This window comes from Pedococcus bigeumensis (assembly GCF_006438965.1).
Classification (GTDB): Bacteria; Actinomycetota; Actinomycetes; order Actinomycetales; family Dermatophilaceae; genus Pedococcus; species Pedococcus bigeumensis_A.
Genome location: NZ_RCZM01000002.1, coordinates 466,665 through 485,308 on the forward strand (window position 1 = coordinate 466,665; position 18,644 = coordinate 485,308).

The window sequence follows — 18,644 nt, forward strand, 5'->3', positions numbered from 1 at the left end:
CAAAAGCTGTTGCCGTCGTGATGCTCCCAAGAGGATGCTCCAAGGGGCGCCACCGCGTCGGGACACCGGCGGCTGGCGACAGAGGGGACCCGCCATGTCGGCCAACGCAGCGTCCGGCTCCTTGGGGCTGTGCTTCGCCCACCCCGATGACGAGAGCTACTCCACCTATGGGACCGTGGCGCTGCACTCGCGCCACGAGAACTTCCGCCTGGCGGTGCTGCACGCCACGGACGGGGGTGCCGGCGGGGTGGCCCCGGGCGTCCTGGTGTCGCCCTCCTCTCTCGGAGCGCATCGACGGTCCGAGGCCGACGCCGCCTGGCGCGCCGTCGGCCGGATCCCGGACCGAGACGTCTGGCTGGGGCACGACGACGGACAGGTGGCACAGGTGGGGCACCACCGACTCGTCGAGCAGGTGTGCGCCTTTCTCGACCAGGAGCGGCCCGACGTCGTGGTCACCTTCGGGCCTGACGGGATCACCGGCCACCCCGACCACCTCGCCATCGGGCAGGCGACCGACGAGGCTTTCCACACCGTTCGCCGGAGCAACGGGCCAGGTCTGCGCAGGCTGCTCCACACGGCCATCGCCGCCACCCCGTTCGCACGTCACCAGGACGCCCGGGTCGCTCGCGGACTTCCCCGCTGGGACCCGCAAACCACCTACCACCTGCGTGCCGTTCCGGACGACGACATCGGGGTCCTCGTCGACACCCGGCCCGTTGCCGATGCCGTGGTCGCCGGTCTCAAGGCGCACTCCACCCAACGCACGGCCCTGTTCGACCCCGAAGGCGACGACCGCGACTGGCGGCGCTATGCCACACGCGAGTTCCACGTCGTGGCCTGGCCACCTCAGCAGGCCGGGGGGCCTGTGCTGGCCGACGTCTTCGAGGGGCTTGGCGCGTGACCGCCTGGACCACGACGGGCAGATGAGCCCGGCGTCGATCCACCAGACAGACGTCGGACGCACTCTGCCCATTGGCTCAGCTCCAGGAACTTCAGCACCCCGAGCACGCTGACAACATCGTCGGCGAGAGTGGCCGTCATTGACAGGTCGTCACCTCGAGGCCGGGCCCGTGTGCCGCGCAACTTGATGGCTTCCCTGCACCCGTGCGTTCGCGGCCTGGACGAAGGATGTCCGGTCCTGCCTGCGCGTCGAGGCACTGCCCAGCGATGAGTTTCGCGCGCGCCCCCGGTCTGCTACCCGACGAGGCAAACCATCCAGGAGGTCATATGCGCAAGGTCGTGCTCTACACCCTGCTGTCGCTCGACGGGGCGGTCGACGATCCCGACCGGTTCTTTGCCCAAGGCCTGGAGCGGGCCGAGGTCCCCGAGTTCGACCCCGCGATGGTCGACAACGAAGAGGAGATCATCGCGGCACAGGACGCGGTGCTGCTCGGTCGCAACATGTACGACCAATGGTCGCGGTTCTGGCCAACAGCGGACCACCAACCGTTCGCCGCGTTCATCAACAACGTGAAGAAGTACGTCGTGACCTCCTCACCCCTGTCGAACACGTGGCACAACGCAGAGGCGGTTCACGGACCCGTTGAACGAGTGGTGCGCGACCTCAAGGCCGGACCCGGGGGTGACATCGGCGTTCACGGGAGCATCCAACTGGCGCAGTCCATGCTCGCAGACGGACTCATCGACGAGCTGCAGCTGGTGGTCGGCCCGACGACTGGATTCACCGGAAGACGGCTGTTCACCAGCTCCGACCAGATCCGCCGACTCGACCTCGTCAGCGCACGGCCGACACCCAGCGGAGCCCTGCTGCTGACCTATCGCGTGCCCTGAGCGGGCGAGTGAGTGACCGGACCCGGCCCCGCGACGTGCAGATGACGCTGGACCTTGGTGGAGCCGTGAGCCCCACCCGACCTGGAGCGGCTGGCACGTGGCGCAACGCATCCTCCTCGACCAAAGCACCTGCGGCTTCAGCCGCGCGTAACCGTGTGTTCACTCGCAGGGCGCCGGGATGCGATGGAGTGGGGGTGCGTCCGGCGACCGGTCGGCCGCGCCAGCCACCCCGAGAGGACCCCATGCAGCGTCACCACCTGGACACGGCCTCGGGAGCCCGGCTGGTCGGTGGGGAGATGCTCGAGTGGTCCGACCTCGCCACGGGCGTGGTTGCGGGTGCGGCGGGACCACTCGTCGACGCCGTCCTGCGAGGCGAGCGCGCAGCCGAGCGGGTGCTGCTCGTGGGTGCCCGTGCGGCGACGCTGCTCGACCGGGTCCCTGAACTGCTGGCCACCGATGTGCTCGTGCGAGGGCTGTCCGACGCGCGGGACCTTGCTGGCACCAGCCGACTGCGGTCCGGCATCCGAGTCTTCACGGGCTCGGTGGAACGGCTCGATCCAGAGGACCGCTACGACGTGCTCGTCTGCCTCGACGGGCCGGACGGCGTCGTCTCGCCGGACAGCGATGGCATCACACCGGGTGGGTTGCTCAACCTGTTGGGGTCATGGCTGGCGCCCGGCGGCCTTCTGGTCGCGGCCGTCCAGAACGAGCTCGGCCTCGACCGCCTCCTGCGCCTCGACCCGGGCGCGGTTCGCCAGGACGACGCGTGGCACGCCGCGTCCCCCGGCACCTCGACCCGACTGCCCTACGAGCGCGAGGTCGTCGGTCTCCTGGAGGCCGCGGGCCTGTCGCTCGAGGCCTCCTGGAGCGGGTTCCCTGCCGCCGACCGGCTCGACCTGCTGGTCGATCCCACCCGGGTCGGCAGCGCGGGCAGCGTGGTCGGTGCCCTGGCAGCCCGTCTCCAAGCGGGCTACTTCCGTGACCGGCCGGCCCTGGCCGACCCGCACGATCTCGCCCTGCGCACCTTTGAGGGTGGGCTGACTCCAGCCCTCGCGTCGGTCTGGGTCGTCCTTGCCCGAGCCGGGCGTCCCGGGGGCGGGGACGCCGATCTGCCGCCCTTGCTCGCGGCGGGAGAGCCGGGAACCCAGGCCTGGCGCGCCGTGACCACCCTCGTCGCAGACCCCGCCGGATGGCAGCTCGCCCTGGCGCCCGAGGCGGGCCGGCACGTGGTGCACGAACGCCACGTGCTGCGCGACCTCACCGTCCGCCCCGACCCACTTGCGGAGGGGACCACCCTCGACGAGGCGCTGCGGGCGGCCTGCCGTTCCGGCAGCCTCCCCCAGGTGCGTGAGCTGGTGCGCAGGTATGCCGCGTGGCTCACGTCGCAGCCTGTGGGAGAGGTTGGCGACCAGCGGTTCTTCCTCACCCCCGCACAGGTGGTGCTGGCCGACGACGGTCTCTACGCGCTGGACCGCAGCTGGCATTGGACCGGGCCGATGGATCCCGAGGTGGCGGTCCTGCGAGGGCTGCGCGACTTTGCCCGGGCTCTGGTGCGGTCCGGCTCGGACCAGCCGTGGCGGCCCGACATCAGCCCCGACGACCTGGCGCAGACCCTCGCAGCGATGGCGGGGCTGCCCTGGACCCCCGCCCTGCTCGATCGCATCGCGGCGGCGGAGGCTGAGGTCGAGACGGTCCTCGCCGGGGGCGACGCGCTGGCCGAGGCGCGCGCACACCGCGCGAACCTCGAGAGCGGCCAGTCGCAGGCCGGTGCCGTGCAGGGTCCCTCCCGTGGCTACCGAGAGGCGGTCGCCTCCGAAGGGCGTCTCGCGGTGGCCCTCGAGGAGCGGACCGGCCAGGTCGAGTGGCTCGAGGCGTCGCTGCGCTCGCGGGACACGAAGGTCTCCGAGCTGGAGCGGACCGTCTCACACCTGCGGGGTTCGCTGTCCTTCCGCATCGGTCGGGTCCTGACCTCGCCGATGCGATCGGTGACCGGGTACCTGCGGCGGTTCGTGATGTCGCTCGTGCCACCCGAGTACCTCCGGCAGGCCCGTCGCCTGGCGCAGCGGCTGGCCAAACCGGAGTAGCGCTCCCCCGTCTAGACGGGCCGGGCGCCCACGGTGACGACCAGCCCGTCGGCGGTGACGACAGTGTGCAGCCGCACCGCCGCCGGCTCCGAGTGCAGGCCGTGCCGGGTCAACCAGACCAGCACCGGCACGTCGAGCAGCTTGCAGACGACCTCGGTGCGCGTCCACGCCGGCCAGAATTCGGACGGGCTCGTCGTCGCCACCCGGATCCCCAGGCTCGGGGGCACGGGCTGGCTGGTGAGCTCGGCGTCGATGGCGAGACGCCAGCCGTCGGGCGCGCGGCGGTGCCAGCAGATCCGTCGTCCGTCCGCCAGGTAGGTGCGCGGGCTCGGACAGCCTGAGCCCCGACCGCAGGTCCCTACGGCGAGCTCCCCCGCGACGCCCTCGAAGGAGGGGGGCGGAGTGTGCGGAATGCGCCGAGTGCTCACCGCGCTCATGGCCGCACCGTCCTCAGATGCTCGAGCCGCCATCCACGGTCAGCACCTGACCGTGGATGTTGGTGTCCTCGAACAACAACATGCCCACGATGGGAGTCAGGTCGTCCGCCTCGACCAGCCGACCGGTCGGGGTGCGGCGGGTGATGGTCTCCAGCTGCTCCCCGCCCAGCACCGAGGACATCTCGGAGGCGAAGAAGCCCGGGGCGACGCTGTTGACCAGCACCCGGCCGTGCATCTCGCGGGCCAGCGCCCTCATGGCACTGTCCAGGCCGCCCTTGGTGGCGGAGTAGGCGACCAGTCCGGCATACCCCCGCTGGGCGCAGACGCTCGTCACCATGACGACGCGACCCCGGCCCCCGCGCGCGGTCAGCCGACGCAGGAAGGCACGGGTGAGGAGCAGCGGTGCAGTCAGGTTGGTCTGGACGATCTCGCCGATCCGCTCGGGCGACGTGTGCACGTGCAGGCTGTCCTGACCGACTGCAGCGTTGTTGACGAGCGCATCGAGAGGTCCGAGCCGGTCGGCGGCGTCGCGCAGGAACCCGGCCACGGCACCGCTGTCATTGGCGTCGACTGCAGCCACGTGGACGTCGTCGGGGTGGGCGTCGGCCAGCGCCTGCAGCTCGGGCGTGACGGTGCGGGCGAAGCCGGCGACCCGGGCACCGCGCTTGAGGGCGTCGGTGGCCAGGGCGAGCCCGAGGCCACGTGAGGCGCCGCTGACGACGACGCACGAGGCTGGCGGGATGGGGGTGTACTCAGGCATCGGACTTCAGGCTTTCTCTGAGGGGGATCGCGTCGAGGACACGAAGACGGCGCGGTACGGCGTGCTCGGGCAGTCGGGCGGCCGACCAGGCGGTCAGCTCCGCGATCTCGGCAGGCCTGGTGAGGACCACGTCGGCGGAGACGAGCTGACCCACGACAGGTGCGCGGCGTCCCCGCACCTGCGCCCAGGCGACTGCCGGGTGGGCGAGGAGCACGGCCCGCACCGACGCCGCTGAGACCTTGGACCCGCCGACGTTGATCTCGTCGGTTCCGACCCGGCCTGTCACGTGGACACGGTCACCGTGGATCTCGGCGCGGTCACCGGTGGGTCGCAGACCGTCGAAGCCAGCAGCTCCGACCGGTGAGGCGACGTGCAGCTCGCCGTCGCGTACCTCAAGCCGCGCGCGGTCCGGGACCTCGCGACCCAGCCAGACGGCAGGGAAGCCGGCCAAGCCGTCGTGGACAGCGATCGCCGCACCGGCCTCGCTGGAGGCGTAGATCCACGAGATGCGGGCCGCCGGGTAGAGGGCCGCCAGCCGGTCGAGGACCGCCTGGTCCACGGGTTCGCCGCCGAGGGTCACCTGGCGCAGTGGCAGGCGGGCCATTCGTTCCGGGTCGCGAAGCAGTGCCTGGCGCCAGAAGGTGGGTGTGCCAGACACGGCGTCGACGTCGTGGTCCAGGGCGAGTGTCGGCCACTCTGCGTCTCGTTCCGGCTCTGCGAAGACGACGTCCTGGCCGGGGTGGGCGAGCGAGAGGGTGACCACCTGCCACCACGCGTAGGCGCCGGGTGTGTAGGGGCACAGCCAGCGGCGGGGTGGCTGCTCGCCGGCGACCGTGGTCAGGCCGGCGAGCGTGTGCGGGACCCGTTTGGGCCGGCCGGTCGTCCCACTCGTGAGGAGCCAGACCCGACCGGGATCGGGCTCACGCGCCGCGATGGGTGGCCTCGTGACGCCGTCGTCGACGAGGGCGAACCCGTCCCGGCGCAGCTGCTCACGGTCCTCGACCGGCACTCGCCCGGGTGAGGCCAGCAGCAGCTCGGTGCGCGCGTCGTGCGTGCTGACGTAGGCGGCAACGGTGGCTGCTGCCGCCTGTTGTGAGCCGGCCAACACTGCGGCCACGGAGGGCAGGTCGCCGCCGTGCCCGAGCTGCGCCCAGGTGCCGTCGAACGTTCCGGCCACGACGCGGTTGTCCAGACCGGGTGGGGTGGCCGCCCTGGTCGGGCTTGGCGTGGGCGTCACGCGCTCTGCAGCTGCTCGAGGAAGTCGAGCACGTCGCCGACCGTCTCGATCCGTCGAAGGCCGGGGGCGTCGAAGTTCAGCTCGTCACCCGTCTCGTCCTCGACACGGAGTGCGAGCTCGGAGAAGTCGAGCGAGCGGAAACCTATGTCCACCAACGGTGTCAGCTCGTCCGCAGGAAGCGGTTTGCCCTGGGCGGCGAGGACGTCGCCCATCATCGAGCGCACCTCATCTCGACTCACGGTGTTCATCTGTTGCCTTCTTCCTGTCCGTCTTGACTCTGTTGACTGGGTGGACAATCCCGACCCGGGTCGCCCACGGGCACACCCGAGATGGAGGTCCTGTGCTCCGCCCCGCCACCGACTCCGACCGCGACGCGCTCCTCGCGTGGCGCAACCATCCGCACGTGCGGGCCGTGAGCCTCACCGGCCACGTCATCACCCCGGAGGAGCACGCGGCCTGGTGGGCGACCACCGCCTCTGACCCGGCCCGGCACCTGTACATCTACGAGCGCGGCGGAGTGGCCGCTGGCGTGGTGATGTTCGCTGGGCCGGACCACGCCCGCGCCGCGATGTGGAGCTTCTACCTCGACGTGGCCGGTCTGGAGGCCCGCGGGGAGCTGCTGCCGGCCTGGATCGAGGCGCCGAGACAAGCGGTTCGTCACGCGTTCGACGAGCTCGGTCTCACGGTGCTGACGGGCGAGGTGCTCGGTCACAACGCCGTCGTGCGGCAGATGAACCGCCGGCTCGGTTTCCGGGAGACGGCGATGGACCTGCGCGATGTCGACGGCGTGCCCACCGAGGTGGTCACCGTCGAGCTGCGCAACGAGGAACGACGCGACCGGCAGCGTGCCGGCGCCACGACGAGGAAGGGCTGAACTGCCATGACCACAGCCAGGACCAGCGTCACGATCGGCGGACGAGAGGTCGGGCCGGGAGCGGCCCCCTTCGTCATCGCCGAGATGTCCGGCAACCACGACGGCAGCCTGGAGCGGGCCGAGGACATCGTCCGGATGGCGGCGAAGGCCGGCGCCCACGCGATCAAGCTGCAGACCTACACGGCCGACACCATCACGATCGACGCCGACACCGCGCCGTTCCACATCTCCGACGCCCACGGACTGTGGGGCGGGCGGCGCCTCTATGACCTGTACGAGGAGGCGCACACGCCGTGGGAGTGGCACGAGCCGCTCTTCGACCTCGCTCGTGGACTGGGCATGCAGGCGTTCTCGAGCCCGTTCGACGCGAGTGCAGTGGAGTTCCTCGACAAGCTGGACGTGCCCTGCTTCAAGATCGCCTCGTCGGAGATCGTCGACCTCCCGCTGATCCGCGCGGCGGCCGAACGCGGCAAACCGGTGATCATCTCGACCGGGATGGCGTCCGTGGGTGAGATCGACGCGGCGGTCAGCGCGGCCCGCAGCACCGGCAACGAGGACGTGCTGCTGCTCTCGTGCACGGCCAACTACCCAGCCGACCCACGCGAGTCGCACCTGCGCGGCATACCGGTGCTGGGCGACGCCTTCGACGTTCCGGTGGGTCTCTCCGACCACACGCTCGGTATCGGTGCGGCGGTCGCGGCAGTCGCACTCGGCGCAGTCCTCATCGAGAAGCACGTGACGCTGAGCCGCGCCGACGGCGGTGTCGACTCCGCCTTCTCGCTGGAGCCGGACGAGCTCGCCGCGCTGGTGCGTGAGTCGGAAACGGCGTGGCGTGCGCTGGGTCAGCCCCGCATCGGCGCGACGGCCGGTGAGGCCGAGGGGCTGCGGTTCCGCCGGTCGCTGTTCGTCGTCGAGGACGTCGCCGCGGGTGAGGTCGTGACAGCGGCGAACGTCCGCTCGATCCGGCCAGCCGGTGGCCTGGCCCCGGACCTGCTCGACGTGGTGCGCGGACGCACCTTCCGGTGCGCCGTCGAACGGGGTACGCCGCTCAGCTGGGACCTGCTGTAGGACTCCAGCGACGGGCGGCGCTGGCGCGCCCGTAGCTGGCGGCGCCGGCGCGCCCGTAGCTGGCGCGCACGGAACGGGCCGCGCCGGCTGACCCGAAGCGGGCGGTGCCGGGGTGCGCCCCGCGGTCATCGTGGCACCCCGTCGTGCGCCAGGAGGTCGCCCCGGTCGTCAGGGGTGATGGTGAGGTCGTGATTGCCGGAATCCGAGCTGTCGTCCCCGAGGTGCGCCTCCGTGAGCGGGCCGCGCGAGTCCAGCCGGCCCAGGGGCGCGTGGCTCCAGCCGAGGACGTCGATCAGCTCGGCCCGGCCGAGGACGTGGTCCAGCCCCAGCTCCACCCGGGCGAGCTCGCGCCCCTCCGACAGGGGGACGCTGACCTGGTGCATCTGCGGCCACAGCCGCCGCTGGCGCTCCATCCCACCCAGGACTGCACGCTCCGCCTCGAGGATCATCGGGTCGCCATAGACGCCCATCTCGCAGCCGACCGACGCACCGTAGAAGAGGGCGCTGCCCATCCGGTTCGAGACCACGCGCCGGTGTCGGCGCAGCTCGGTGAGCTGGCGGTCCAGGAAGTCCGGCGTCGTGCCCTGCCACATGTGCCCGCGGTATCCGTGCGAGATGACCCGGAAGCCGGCGCGCTCGTAGGTCCGGCGCACGGCGGCGTCCTGGAACTCGTTCCAGTACAAGCAGATCGTGATGGGACCGGTCTCCGTGGCCTTGAGCTCCTCGACGTAGCCGTGGTGGCTGCCCAGGATGGCCTGCTGCTCCCACCCGTGGAAGGGATAGACGATCGTGCCCTGGCGGTCCGGGTTACCGGCCTCCCACTGCTCCTGCTGCTCCAGCTGCAACAGGTAGGCCCACGGTGAGCCGACGATGACGTAGTCGCGCATGCCTACCGCCCAGCCGCGTCGTCGGGGGGCGTCGGACCAGATGAACTTCGGGAAGCCGGGCGCGAACTGGGTGCCCACGGCGAACCCGTCGTGCACGTTCCAGCCGTGCTGGAGGTAGCCCCAGATCCGCGGCACGTCGGCGAGCCCGGCGTAGCGGGCCAGGATGTGGGCATGGCCGTAGAAGTGGTTGGCGTGGTGCACGGTCAACCCTCCAGCACGCGGCGGAGCTCCTCCACCACGCGGTCCTGCTCGGAGTTCGTCAGGTCCGGGTACAGCGGCAGGGAGAGCTGCTCGGCATAGAAGGCTTCGGCCACCGGGCACTGGCCGCGGCGGTAGCCCAGGTCCTCGAACAGCGGGTGCCAGTAGACCGGAAGGTAGTTGACCTGTACGCCGATCCCGGCGCTGCGCAGCCCGTCGTAGACCTCGCGACGGCGCCCTTCCAGGACGCGCACGGCATACAGGTGCCAGGTCGGGTCCACGTGGGGTCGGGCGACCGGCAGTCGCAGGCCGGGCACCTCTCCGAGCAGCTGCTGGTAGCGCGCGACGAGCTCCGCGCGCCGAGACCGGAACGTCGCCAGGCGCGAGAGCTGGGAGTTGCCGAGCGCACAGAGGACGTCCGCGAGACGGTAGTTGAGACCGAGCTCGTGAACCTCTTGGTGCCACGGGCCCAGCTCGGGGTGCCGCTGCAGCGCGGGGTCGCGGACGAGCCCCACGGTGCGAAACTGCCGGGCTTGCCGGGCCAGGTCGGGGTGGTTGGTGAGGACGGCGCCACCCTCCGCGCTCGTCAGGTTCTTCGTGGGGAAGAACGAGAACGTCGTGAGGTCCGCGAGGCCGCCAACCGGCCGGCCCCGGTAGGTCGAACCCACCGAGTGGGCGGCATCCTCGAGGAGGAGAGCGCCACCCGCGTGGGCGACCTCGCGCAGTGCGTCCAGCTCTGCCGGGTGGCCGGCGTAGTCGACGGCGGCCACGGCCCGGGTGCTACTGGTCATGGCCGCCTCCGCTGCCCGCGGATCGAGGTTAGCGGTGTCCTCCTCGACGTCGGCAAACACGACGCGCGCACCTAGCGCCACCGCGGTGGACGCAGTGGCGACGAACGTCATCGGGGTCGTGACCACCTCGTCGCCGGAGCCCAACCGCATGGCTGCGTATGCCGTGTGGAGGGCGGCGGTTCCGCTGCTGACGCTGATGCAGGAGGCGACCTCGGCCTGGGTGGCCAGGGCCGACTCGAACGCGTCGACTGCGGGCCCGGTCGTGAGCCAGCCGCCCTCGAGGACCGAGATGACCGCCTTGATGTCGTCCTCGTTGATGCTGTGGCGTCCGTAGGGAAGCAGCGGTCTCACTCCTCGGGCTTGAACATGAGCGCGATGTCCTCGAGCGAGTGCCACTGCGTGTTCTGGTCGGAGCGGTAGAAGAAGCCCTCGGGGACTGGCACGGCACCCTCGGGCGACTGGTAGCCCCACGAGGCGAGGTCGGGCTGGATCACGTAGCGATCGCCCAGGCTGACCGCCCGACGGCCCTCCTCCGGCGAGATCATCTCCTCGTGCAGCTTCTCGCCGGGGCGCAGCCCGCAGCTGTGCATCGCTGCGCCGGGGGCGACGGCCTGCGCGAGGTCCACGATTCGCATCGACGGGATGCGCGGGACGAACAGCTCACCGCCCTGCATGATCTCGAACGAGCCCAGGACGAAGTCGACGGCTTCGGGCAGGGTGATGAAGAAGCGGGTCATCGTCAGGTCCGTGATCGGCAGCGACAGGCCCTGCTCGTGCAGCGCGCGGAACTTGGGGATCACCGAGCCGCGGCTGCCCATGACGTTGCCGTAGCGGACCACGCTGAAGCGGGTCGGGTAGCTAGCGGCGTAGTGGTTGCCGGTGATGAAGAGCTTGTCGGCCGTCAGCTTGGTCGCGCCGTAGAGGTTGATCGGGCTCGAGGCCTTGTCCGTCGACAGGGCCACGACCTTCTTGACGCCGGTGTCGATGCTGGCCTCGACCACGTTCTGGGAACCGATGATGTTGGTGTGCACGAACTCCCACGGGTTGTACTCGGCCGTGTCGACCTGCTTGAGGGCTGCAGCGTGGACCACGTAGTCGACACCGTGCATCGCACGCTTCAGCCGGTCACGGTCGCGGATGTCGCCGATGAACCAGCGCAGCCGAGGGTCGTCGCCGAACAGGTTCCGACACTCGTACTGCTTGAGCTCGTCCCGCGAGAAGACCACGATCCGCGATGGGTTGACCTCGTCGAGGAGTCGCTGGATGAACTCCTTGCCGAAGGACCCCGTCCCTCCTGTCACGAGAACGGACGCGCCCGTGAGGACGCTGGTCGTGGTGCGCGACTGGGCTACAGTCTGGCTCGCTGCCGTCATGCTTACGACAGTAGGGCCGATTCTGGATTCCTCTGACACACAAAGGCTTTCGTCACCATGAGTTCACCTGATGATCAGCGCGATGTCGGCTGAGGGCGCCCTGCGGGTGGCGATCCGCTGCGATGCTCGTCCACAGACCGGGGTCGGGCACCTCATGCGCTGCCTCGCGCTCTCCGAGGAGCTGCGCGCCCGCGGTCACGACGTCGTGTTCCTCGGAGAGGTGGTCGCAGTGCCCTGGGCTCAGCAGCTGGTCGCACAGACCGGCATGCCCTGGCGCCCTGCACCGACCGAGCCGGAGACGCTGGCGGCTGTCGTCATGGGGGCGGGCTGCACGGCAGCCGTCCTCGACGGATACGACCTCCCGGTGAACACTGGGCAAACGTTGCGAGACAAGGGGATCCGCGTGCTCTCGCTCCTCGACGGTGGCTTCGGCGCCGGTCAGGACGCGGACGTCTACCTTGACCAGAACCTCCTCGCCGACGCCTCCAGGGCCGCGGTGGCGCAGGGCCGGGTGTTCCTCGCGGGACTCGAACACACCCTGCTGAGGAACCAGGTGCGCTTGCACCGGCCAGTCGAACACCGGGACCAGCCATTGCCAAGGACATCCGGATCACGCTCAGTACCAAGGGTTCTCGCTGTCTTCGGTGGCACCGACCCGGCGGGAGCTGCCCCGCTCGTGGCTCCCCTCATCCTCGCCACGGGCAGACCAGTCAACCTTGAGGTCGTCGCCGCGGACAACCGGTCGGCCATCGCACTCGAGGCAGTCGCGGGCACCGCACGACCCGGGCAGTCACTGACAGTTCTGCCGCCGACCTCTGACCTGGCCTCGCTGGCCCTCGGCGCCGACCTCGTCGTCAGCGCAGCAGGGTCCGCGACCTGGGAGCTGCTCGCGGTCGGCCTCCCCACGGCCCTGGCCTGCGTCGCGGACAACCAGGCGCCGGCCTATCGACGCGCCGTCGCGGAGGGACTCGTCGTAGGGCTCGGGACAGTGGCCGAGCTGAGCGAGGACGCTGCGGCGCGTGACCTCGCCGTGCGGGTGCTACGCGACGACCTCGCCGACCACGCGGGACGCTGGACGCGTCGACAGCGAGGGCTCGACCGGATCGACGGACGCGGCCGCGAACGGGTCGTGGATGCGTTCCTGGGAGCGCGCAGGTGACCAGTCCGCCGAGCGTCGACGCCGGACGGACGCCCCGAGCTGGCCGGGGCCCCGACAACCGCGAGGCTCCTGACTCCCGCGAGGGTCGCGACTCCGGCCACGCCGAGGCAGGGCACGGTGTCAACCACCCGGCATACCCTGCCGCCAGCGGATCGGACACCACCAAGACGCAGGCCCCAGGCGGCGGGCGGCTGGTTGCCTCGGCAACGCCGTGGCTGCTGGCCGCTGGTGTGGTGGTCTGGGCCCTGCTGTCGGTGGGAACGGCGCCCGGTGACATCGCCCGGTACGCGCTGTACCTGGCCCTCGGGCTCGCCCTGCCCGGCACCCTGCTGCTGCGTGCGCTGGTCCCCGCGGGTGCCAGCCCGCGCACCCTCGCGGAGGAGGTGGGCCTCGGCGCGCTGCTGGGCCTCGCCGTCGAGCTGGGGCTGTTCGTGGCGGCCGTACAGCTCTCGCTCCAGCACTGGGTGCGACTGTGGCCGGTGGTCGTCGTCATCGCCTTCCTGTCCCCACCACTGCGAGGGCACTGGGTCGGCGTGCGGCGACCGCGCGAGCCCTTGGCCGGCTCGTGGTTGCTCGCCGGCTTCCTGGGCGCCGGGGCGACGACGATGCTCCGGCTGGGGTTGGGCGGCTACCGACTGCCGCCGGTGGGAAGCGCGTACTACCAGGACCTGACGTGGCACCTCTCGATCGTGCACGCGGCGGAGCGGGCCATTCCCCCGGCCGTGCCGCAGGTGGCGGGCGAGACCTTGCACTACCACTGGTTCGCTCACGCCCAGATGGCCGCGGCGTCGCTGGCCGGCGGGGTGCCGGAGGCGACCCTCCTCCTTCGGCTGTGGCCGGTCGGGATGCTCGTCCTGGCCGGGCTGGCCGCCGCGGGGCTGGCCCGACGACTCGGTGGTCCCTGGTGGGTGCCGCCGACCGCGGCGGGGCTGCTCGTGCTGGGCCATGGACTGGAGCTGCTGCCCGTCGGTCGCACTGCCGCCGCACTGAACGTCCTGAGCCCCTCACAGGAGCTCGTTGTGCCCCTCGCGCTGGCCGCGGCGAGCGTCGGCCTGGCCGCGATCGACCGCAGGAAGCTGCCTGCGTGGATTGCGGTGGCGCTGCTCGTGTCAGCCGCCAGTGGCGCCAAGCCGACGGCCGTGCCCGTGCTCGCGTGTGGGGCGGCTCTCACCGCAGTGGCGCTGGCCCTCGGCCGGGACCGCAGATGGCGACCTGGCGCCCTGCTGGTGCTGCTCCTCGGTCTGAGCCTTCCCCTGTCCCGCGCCGTCTCGGGAAGCGACGGCGGGGTGACCCTGCGGTTCGGCGACCTCGTGGAGTGGATGCCGCTCTACCACCTCCTCACGGGTGAGGGCTTCCACCCGGTCAACGGACCCTTCCTGCCCGAGGGCGTCGCCGCCCTGTCGCCACACAGCCTTGCGGTCATGGGTCTGCTTGCAGTCGCTGTCCTGGTGCCCGCCGCCGGCCAGATCGTGCCCCTGATGGTGGTCTCCCGCCGGCCTCGTGGGCTGCCCGCCGGAGTCTGGTTCTGCGCCGGCTGTCTGGTCGCGGCCTGGGGCGCCTACCTGCTGTTGTCGCACCCCGCGCTGAGCCAGGCCTACTTCTTCTACCTCGGCGTGGCCTTCGCCGCGGTGCTCGCGCCGTGGGTGGTCGGGTATGCCGCGACGCGAGCCGGTCTCGCCGGCGCCGGATGGACCGGCACCAGGTGGGTCGGTGCGGGCGTCCTGCTGGGGATCGTCGCCGGCGTCGTCGTGCACCGCCTCGCAGGACCCCCGGCGGGGGCGGCCGTTCGGACCGTCACGGGCTGGACGGCAGCGTTCGGCCGGCCGTTGCTCATGCTGGGCGGCGTGTGGCTCGTCGTGGTGGTGGTCGGGCGGGCGGCGCGACGAGGTGTTGGACAGCACGTCGACCGACGCGGCGTGCCTCGCGGAGCGGTGGCCGTGGTCCTGCTCGCCGCTCTCCTGCTGGGTGCTCCGGCGGCGGCCAGCGCGGGTGAGCTGTGGCGAGCGGCCCGGGGCCTGGCCACGGCGACGCCTGTTCCTGCCTCCAACGGCGTACCGGTCACCCCGGGCGGGGCCGACGCGCTGGCCTGGCTGGACAGCCACGCCCCGCAGGACGCCGTGGTGGCGACCAACAGGCATTGCGCAACGGGGCCTGCCCGACCAGGTTGTCGAGCCCTCGCGTTCAACGTGAGCGCCCTCGGCGGCCGGCAGGTCGTGCTGGAAGGTTGGGGATATACCAGCCCGGTGGGAGGGCTGCAGGTCGAGAGCCCGTGGCCCCAGCGACTACGCGACAACGACGCGGTCTTCACGGATGCCGATGCGGCCGCACTGGCGCGGCTGGTGGCCCAGTTCGACGTCAGCTGGCTGGTCGCCGACGCCACCGCCGGACCGGTCAGTCCCGCTCTGCGCCGGCTCGCCGTGCCGCGGTTCCACGCAGGTGCCGTCACGGTCTACGAGGTCCGATGACCGTGCGCGTGGTGATCCAGTCCCGCCTCGACTCCTCGCGACTGCCGGGCAAGGCCATGCTGTCCGTCGCCGGGCGGCCGCTGGTGCGCCTCGTGGCGGAGCGAGCGGCCCACGAGGGAGCCGACGTCGTCGTGGCGACGAGCGAGGAGGCCTACGACGATGTCATAGAGCGCGACCTCCGGCGGCACGGCCTGCGGGTCGTGAGGGGCCCGCTCGACGACGTGCTCGGCAGGTTCGTGCTCGCGACCCAGGACCTGGCCGACGACGACTGGGTGGTCCGGCTCACCGCTGACAACCCGGTGGCGAACGGTGCCCTGGTCAACGAGCTCGTGGCCGACGTGCAGGCCGCAGGGCGGGCCTACGGCCGGATCGACATAGCCCAGGTCCCGGAGGGCCTCGGCGCCGAGGCCTTCACCGCTGGAGCACTGCGGCTGGCGAACGCCCGGGCTCACGACGTCTACGACCGCGAGCACGTCACGCCGTGGTTGCGACGACACCACGAGGAGCTGCTCGTCGCCCCTGGCGAGGCTCGACTAGACCGGCGCCGGTTCCGCTGCACCGTCGACGCGCTCAGTGACTACGACCTGGTGGCCCGGCTGTTCCAGGACGAGCCGGACCCGATCGGGGTCTCGTGGCAGGCACTGCTGGCCCGGGTCGGAGAGCTCGTGCCTGCGACCGCCGTGCCATCGACCCCTCTGGGGGGCAGCGCAGCCGCGCCAGCCGGCCGGCTCGTCCCGACCATGGACGGGGTGGCGCGGTGGGACCGCGGACAGCTGCGCGAGGCCCTTCGGTCGGCGGTGGCCCAGGGCGTCACCCACGTGGCGGTCGAGGTGCAGGACGCGGCATGCCTGCACCGGTCTGCCGTCCCGGCCCTCGCCGGTCGCCTCACCGCGGTGCTCCTGGTCCCAGCCACCATCGACCTGCGTAACCAGGTGGAGCGCGCGCTGGGCGCGCTCGGGCACCACCTACCGGCCGAGGTCGTCGTCGTGCCAGACCTGGCACGTGCGGTTCGGCCTGCGTCTAGCGCGCCAACGGCGGGTCGCCCGGTCACCGAGGTGTGGGATCAGGCCGTGTGGGATCAGGTCCATGGCCTCCTGGCGAGCGGGGCGGTGCGTCGGGCCGGGGCCCGCGCGGCGGACCTCGAGGGGCTTGCGCGGGCGACCGCCCTGCCGGGACTAAGCGTGCTGCAAGCCCCGGCGGCCGCGTTCGCCGCCGGACTAGGCAGGTCGCCCGCCTGGGGAGATGCGGTCGACGCGCGGGCCGAGGTCGTGTCCGAGGACGTCGGGTCCTTGCTGTCGGCGCCGGGTACCGGCACCGTCGCGGCGCGCGTCGGAAGCCCCGCGGACCTGCGCCGGGCGCTCGGTCAGCTGTCCGAGCCCGACGGGGTCTGACGGTCGCAGTCGCTGGCCACCGCTCGGTGACAGGGCTTCGGTCGGCGGTCGCACCGACGGAAGGTGCATCGCCAGGGCGAGCCCCAGCTGGCCGATCGCGATCGGCGGGGAGAGGTACTGGTCGAGGAGCTCGCGCTGCCGGGTGGACAGGTCCGCATCAAGCAGCGAGACCTGCGGGAGGGAGACCCGGATCGCCGGCATCCCGTGCACCGCTGCGAGGTTGAGCAGGGCGGTGCTCGAGGCCCCGAGGACGACTGCCGCGTCGGACACGACGGCGTCGAGCTCGGCCGGACTGTGGTGCACGAGCGCGTCGAGCCCGGCAAACCTGGAGGCGTCCTCTGCGGGGTGCGGGAGCACCCGCAGCCGCACCCCGACCTCGGCCGCTGCCCGGGTGAGGTCTGCGAGGTGACCCAGGTAAGTGGCGTCGTCGAGGACCCCCAGCTCGACCCAGGGCTGCGAGAGGAAGACGCCCAGCGGACGGTGGTCAGCACTGAACAGGGCGCCGCGGCCGCCGGGCGCGTTGCGCGTTCCCCCGAGGAACTCGCGGGACACGTCGGGGTTCACCACGAACCGGCCGTTCTCGCGCTCGTAGAGGGACCACCGACAGGTCGTCATGACGGCGCGGGTCGTGGCGCTGATGAGGGCCCGTACGGTCGACCGACCGCGTCGGCCGCCTTCGCGGAGCATCGCCTCGCGTCGGGTCCGCCAGGTGCCGTGGCTCCCGAGGCCCTCGTCGACGACGACCACCGGCAGTCGCCGCAGCGGGTTGCAGGCTCGAAGCCTCACCAGGGCCTTCGAGCCGGGTGCGCCGATGGCGACGTAGATGGCGTCGGCGTCGCGGTCCACGCGCCAGCCGACCTCGGACAATGTCGTCAGGCTCATCCGGGGGTTGTCGGGCAGCAGCTCCTCGAGGTCGCGCTGGCTGACTCGGCGCTCACCGAGGAACCACCGGAGCCCCATGTCGACCACGACCACGCGTCCCGGACTGCTCGCGAGGAGCGAGCGGATGTAGGACGCGGCGTAGACGACGTGCGTCTGACTGGCCACCCCTGACAGGTAGACCCATGTCTCGCGTCCGAAGTCGGGCTTCCCGCTCTGCGCAACCATGACACTGACGCTGCCGCCTGCAGTGGCAGGGGTCAAGGCGAAGTCGCTCGGATCCCGTTGTTGTCCAACGACATTCACCAGATGTCGCGTCGCGTTCACCTCCCGGACACGTAGGGCCCGCCCAGGTCCGGCTGTCTCGCCCCTACTCCCCCGGACCGACTCCTCAGCTGCCCGGTGACCCACCGGGTCCCTGCTCGCGAGGAGCGCCCCGACCAGCCATGCTGGTCGAGCCATGCGAACGCTGACCCCCACGAACCCACCGCGACCGCCGCTCTTCGCCTGCCTGCCGTCCCGGGAGGTCCTCGATCACGTGGCATCCGTGCTGGACCCCGACTCGATGCTGTCCGGACGGGAGCTGGCGCGTGCCGAGGCCCTGATCAGCCCGAACTCGCGCCGTGACTTTGTTGCTGCTCGGGTGCTGACCCGCCTCCTGCTCAGGCGGTGGCACGATCCCGGTGCGGCGCTCACCTCGATTGCCGACATCGTCCTGGCGCAGACCTGCACAGAGTGTGGCGGTCCGCATGGACGTCCGGCTGACGTCTTCGGCCTCGGGGTCTCCTGGGCCCACGCGGGCGGCTTCGTCGCCGCCGCGGTTGGTCGGGGGCCGGTCGGCGTCGACGTCGAACCGGCCGCGCCTGACGGAGCCGCGGCCCGGGCCGGCAGACGAGCGGACGGACGCACTGACGGGCGCGCCGTCGTGCTCGGGAGGCCCACTTCCGTGCGCGCCTGGGTACGAGGTGAGGCGATCCTCAAGTGGGGGCACGGCACCCTCGACGATGCGCTGGGGTGGCTGCCGGAGCTGGACGGGCGTCTCGCCACCCGCGGCCAGCAGTACGTGATGGATGACGAAGGGCGGCCACGCCGCACGCGACGACGAGTCCCCGCACCCTCTGGTCTCGTGCTCACCGATGCCCCCACCGCCCTCGACGGGGCGGTGTGCAGCGTTGCTGCAGGTCAGGCCGCCGGCTGGGTCAATCCAGCCCGGTGAGGGCGTCCGAAGGGCCCGCCGCGCCCCCGTGAAC

Annotated in this window: 16 protein-coding genes; 9 read left to right on the plus strand and 7 right to left on the minus strand. The window is 71.6% G+C overall.

All coding sequences use genetic code 11. The features are described from left to right. Positions 1–94 precede the first annotated feature (94 nt). The 3 genes from EAH86_RS07170 to EAH86_RS07180 all read left to right on the plus strand — a co-directional run bounded on the left by EAH86_RS07170 (position 95) and on the right by EAH86_RS07180 (position 3,875). Positions 95–901, plus strand: coding sequence for a PIG-L deacetylase family protein (locus tag EAH86_RS07170; RefSeq protein WP_140738238.1), 807 nt, complete (start codon positions 95–97; stop codon positions 899–901). A 326-nt stretch (positions 902–1,227) separates the two neighbouring features. Further along, positions 1,228–1,791 carry a dihydrofolate reductase family protein gene (locus EAH86_RS07175; RefSeq protein ID WP_140738241.1) on the plus strand — a complete coding sequence of 188 codons (564 nt, stop codon included), beginning with the start codon at positions 1,228–1,230 and terminating at the stop codon, positions 1,789–1,791. A gap of 242 nt (positions 1,792–2,033) precedes the next feature. Then, the gene (locus tag EAH86_RS07180) at positions 2,034–3,875 is read left to right on the plus strand and encodes a hypothetical protein (RefSeq protein WP_140738244.1); all 1,842 of its coding nucleotides are present in this window, start codon (positions 2,034–2,036) and stop codon (positions 3,873–3,875) included. Between the two features lie 11 nt (positions 3,876–3,886). On the opposite strand, the gene EAH86_RS07185 is transcribed toward EAH86_RS07180, so the two are convergent. Genes EAH86_RS07185 through EAH86_RS07200 form a run of 4 tightly spaced genes read right to left on the minus strand, consistent with a single transcriptional unit; the run spans position 3,887 to position 6,557 of the window. Continuing rightward, positions 3,887–4,312, minus strand: coding sequence for a hypothetical protein (locus EAH86_RS07185; RefSeq protein ID WP_140738247.1), 426 nt, complete (start codon positions 4,310–4,312; stop codon positions 3,887–3,889). Between the two features lie 13 nt (positions 4,313–4,325). Beyond that, entirely contained in the window at positions 4,326–5,072 is a 747-nt protein-coding gene (locus tag EAH86_RS07190; RefSeq protein WP_140738249.1) for an SDR family NAD(P)-dependent oxidoreductase, read from the minus strand. After that, complete coding sequence (locus EAH86_RS07195) at positions 5,065–6,309, minus strand: AMP-binding protein (RefSeq protein WP_241668248.1); 1,245 nt, start codon at positions 6,307–6,309, stop codon at positions 5,065–5,067. The genes EAH86_RS07190 and EAH86_RS07195 overlap by 8 nt, the downstream gene beginning before the upstream one ends. Then, positions 6,306–6,557 carry an acyl carrier protein gene (locus tag EAH86_RS07200; RefSeq protein ID WP_140738252.1) on the minus strand — a complete coding sequence of 84 codons (252 nt, stop codon included), beginning with the start codon at positions 6,555–6,557 and terminating at the stop codon, positions 6,306–6,308. The genes EAH86_RS07195 and EAH86_RS07200 overlap by 4 nt, the downstream gene beginning before the upstream one ends. 92 nt (positions 6,558–6,649) lie before the next feature. Between EAH86_RS07200 and EAH86_RS07205 the strand changes: the two genes are divergently transcribed. Beyond that, positions 6,650–7,183, plus strand: coding sequence for a GNAT family N-acetyltransferase (locus EAH86_RS07205; protein WP_140738255.1), 534 nt, complete (start codon positions 6,650–6,652; stop codon positions 7,181–7,183). 6 nt (positions 7,184–7,189) lie between these two features. After that, complete coding sequence (gene pseI, locus EAH86_RS07210) at positions 7,190–8,251, plus strand: pseudaminic acid synthase (protein ID WP_140738258.1); 1,062 nt, start codon at positions 7,190–7,192, stop codon at positions 8,249–8,251. Positions 8,252–8,376: 125 nt separating this feature from the next. On the opposite strand, the gene EAH86_RS07215 is transcribed toward pseI, so the two are convergent. The 3 genes from EAH86_RS07215 to pseB are packed head-to-tail and all read right to left on the minus strand — an operon-like array spanning position 8,377 to position 11,500. Continuing rightward, positions 8,377–9,339 carry a hypothetical protein gene (locus EAH86_RS07215; protein WP_206665762.1) on the minus strand — a complete coding sequence of 321 codons (963 nt, stop codon included), beginning with the start codon at positions 9,337–9,339 and terminating at the stop codon, positions 8,377–8,379. Positions 9,340–9,341: 2 nt separating this feature from the next. After that, on the minus strand, positions 9,342–10,478 hold the full coding sequence (locus EAH86_RS07220; protein WP_140738261.1) for a DegT/DnrJ/EryC1/StrS family aminotransferase: 1,137 nt from the start codon (positions 10,476–10,478) through the stop codon (positions 9,342–9,344). After that, complete coding sequence (gene pseB / locus EAH86_RS07225) at positions 10,475–11,500, minus strand: UDP-N-acetylglucosamine 4,6-dehydratase (inverting) (protein ID WP_140738264.1); 1,026 nt, start codon at positions 11,498–11,500, stop codon at positions 10,475–10,477. Before pseB ends, EAH86_RS07220 begins: the two co-directional genes overlap by 4 nt. 82 nt (positions 11,501–11,582) lie before the next feature. Between pseB and EAH86_RS07230 the strand changes: the two genes are divergently transcribed. From EAH86_RS07230 to EAH86_RS07245, 4 genes are all read left to right on the plus strand, one after another. Next, positions 11,583–12,659, plus strand: a complete 1,077-nt coding sequence (locus EAH86_RS07230; RefSeq protein ID WP_140738267.1) for a PseG/SpsG family protein — start codon at positions 11,583–11,585, stop codon at positions 12,657–12,659. Next, positions 12,656–15,124: a hypothetical protein gene (locus EAH86_RS07235; RefSeq protein ID WP_140738269.1), complete on the plus strand. Its 2,469-nt coding sequence runs from the start codon at positions 12,656–12,658 to the stop codon at positions 15,122–15,124. Before EAH86_RS07230 ends, EAH86_RS07235 begins: the two co-directional genes overlap by 4 nt. Further along, positions 15,121–16,515 carry a cytidylyltransferase domain-containing protein gene (locus EAH86_RS07240; RefSeq protein ID WP_140738272.1) on the plus strand — a complete coding sequence of 465 codons (1,395 nt, stop codon included), beginning with the start codon at positions 15,121–15,123 and terminating at the stop codon, positions 16,513–16,515. Before EAH86_RS07235 ends, EAH86_RS07240 begins: the two co-directional genes overlap by 4 nt. A gap of 1,339 nt (positions 16,516–17,854) precedes the next feature. After that, positions 17,855–18,610, plus strand: coding sequence for a hypothetical protein (locus EAH86_RS07245; protein WP_140738275.1), 756 nt, complete (start codon positions 17,855–17,857; stop codon positions 18,608–18,610). Positions 18,611–18,644 lie beyond the last annotated feature (34 nt).

Excerpts from the sequence above, each read along its gene's own strand:
- EAH86_RS07170 (WP_140738238.1), top strand. The coding sequence starts at position 95 with ATGTCGGCCAACGCAGCGTCCGGCTCCTTGGGGCTGTGCTTCGCCCAC.
- EAH86_RS07175 (WP_140738241.1), top strand. The coding sequence starts at position 1,228 with ATGCGCAAGGTCGTGCTCTACACCCTGCTGTCGCTCGACGGGGCGGTC.
- EAH86_RS07180 (WP_140738244.1), top strand. The coding sequence starts at position 2,034 with ATGCAGCGTCACCACCTGGACACGGCCTCGGGAGCCCGGCTGGTCGGT.
- EAH86_RS07185 (WP_140738247.1), bottom strand. The coding sequence starts at position 4,312 with ATGAGCGCGGTGAGCACTCGGCGCATTCCGCACACTCCGCCCCCCTCC.
- EAH86_RS07190 (WP_140738249.1), bottom strand. The coding sequence starts at position 5,072 with ATGCCTGAGTACACCCCCATCCCGCCAGCCTCGTGCGTCGTCGTCAGC.
- EAH86_RS07200 (WP_140738252.1), bottom strand. The coding sequence starts at position 6,557 with ATGAACACCGTGAGTCGAGATGAGGTGCGCTCGATGATGGGCGACGTC.
- pseI (WP_140738258.1), top strand. The coding sequence starts at position 7,190 with ATGACCACAGCCAGGACCAGCGTCACGATCGGCGGACGAGAGGTCGGG.
- pseB (WP_140738264.1), bottom strand. The coding sequence starts at position 11,500 with ATGACGGCAGCGAGCCAGACTGTAGCCCAGTCGCGCACCACGACCAGC.
- EAH86_RS07230 (WP_140738267.1), top strand. The coding sequence starts at position 11,583 with ATGTCGGCTGAGGGCGCCCTGCGGGTGGCGATCCGCTGCGATGCTCGT.
- EAH86_RS07240 (WP_140738272.1), top strand. The coding sequence starts at position 15,121 with ATGACCGTGCGCGTGGTGATCCAGTCCCGCCTCGACTCCTCGCGACTG.
- EAH86_RS07245 (WP_140738275.1), top strand. The coding sequence starts at position 17,855 with ATGCGAACGCTGACCCCCACGAACCCACCGCGACCGCCGCTCTTCGCC.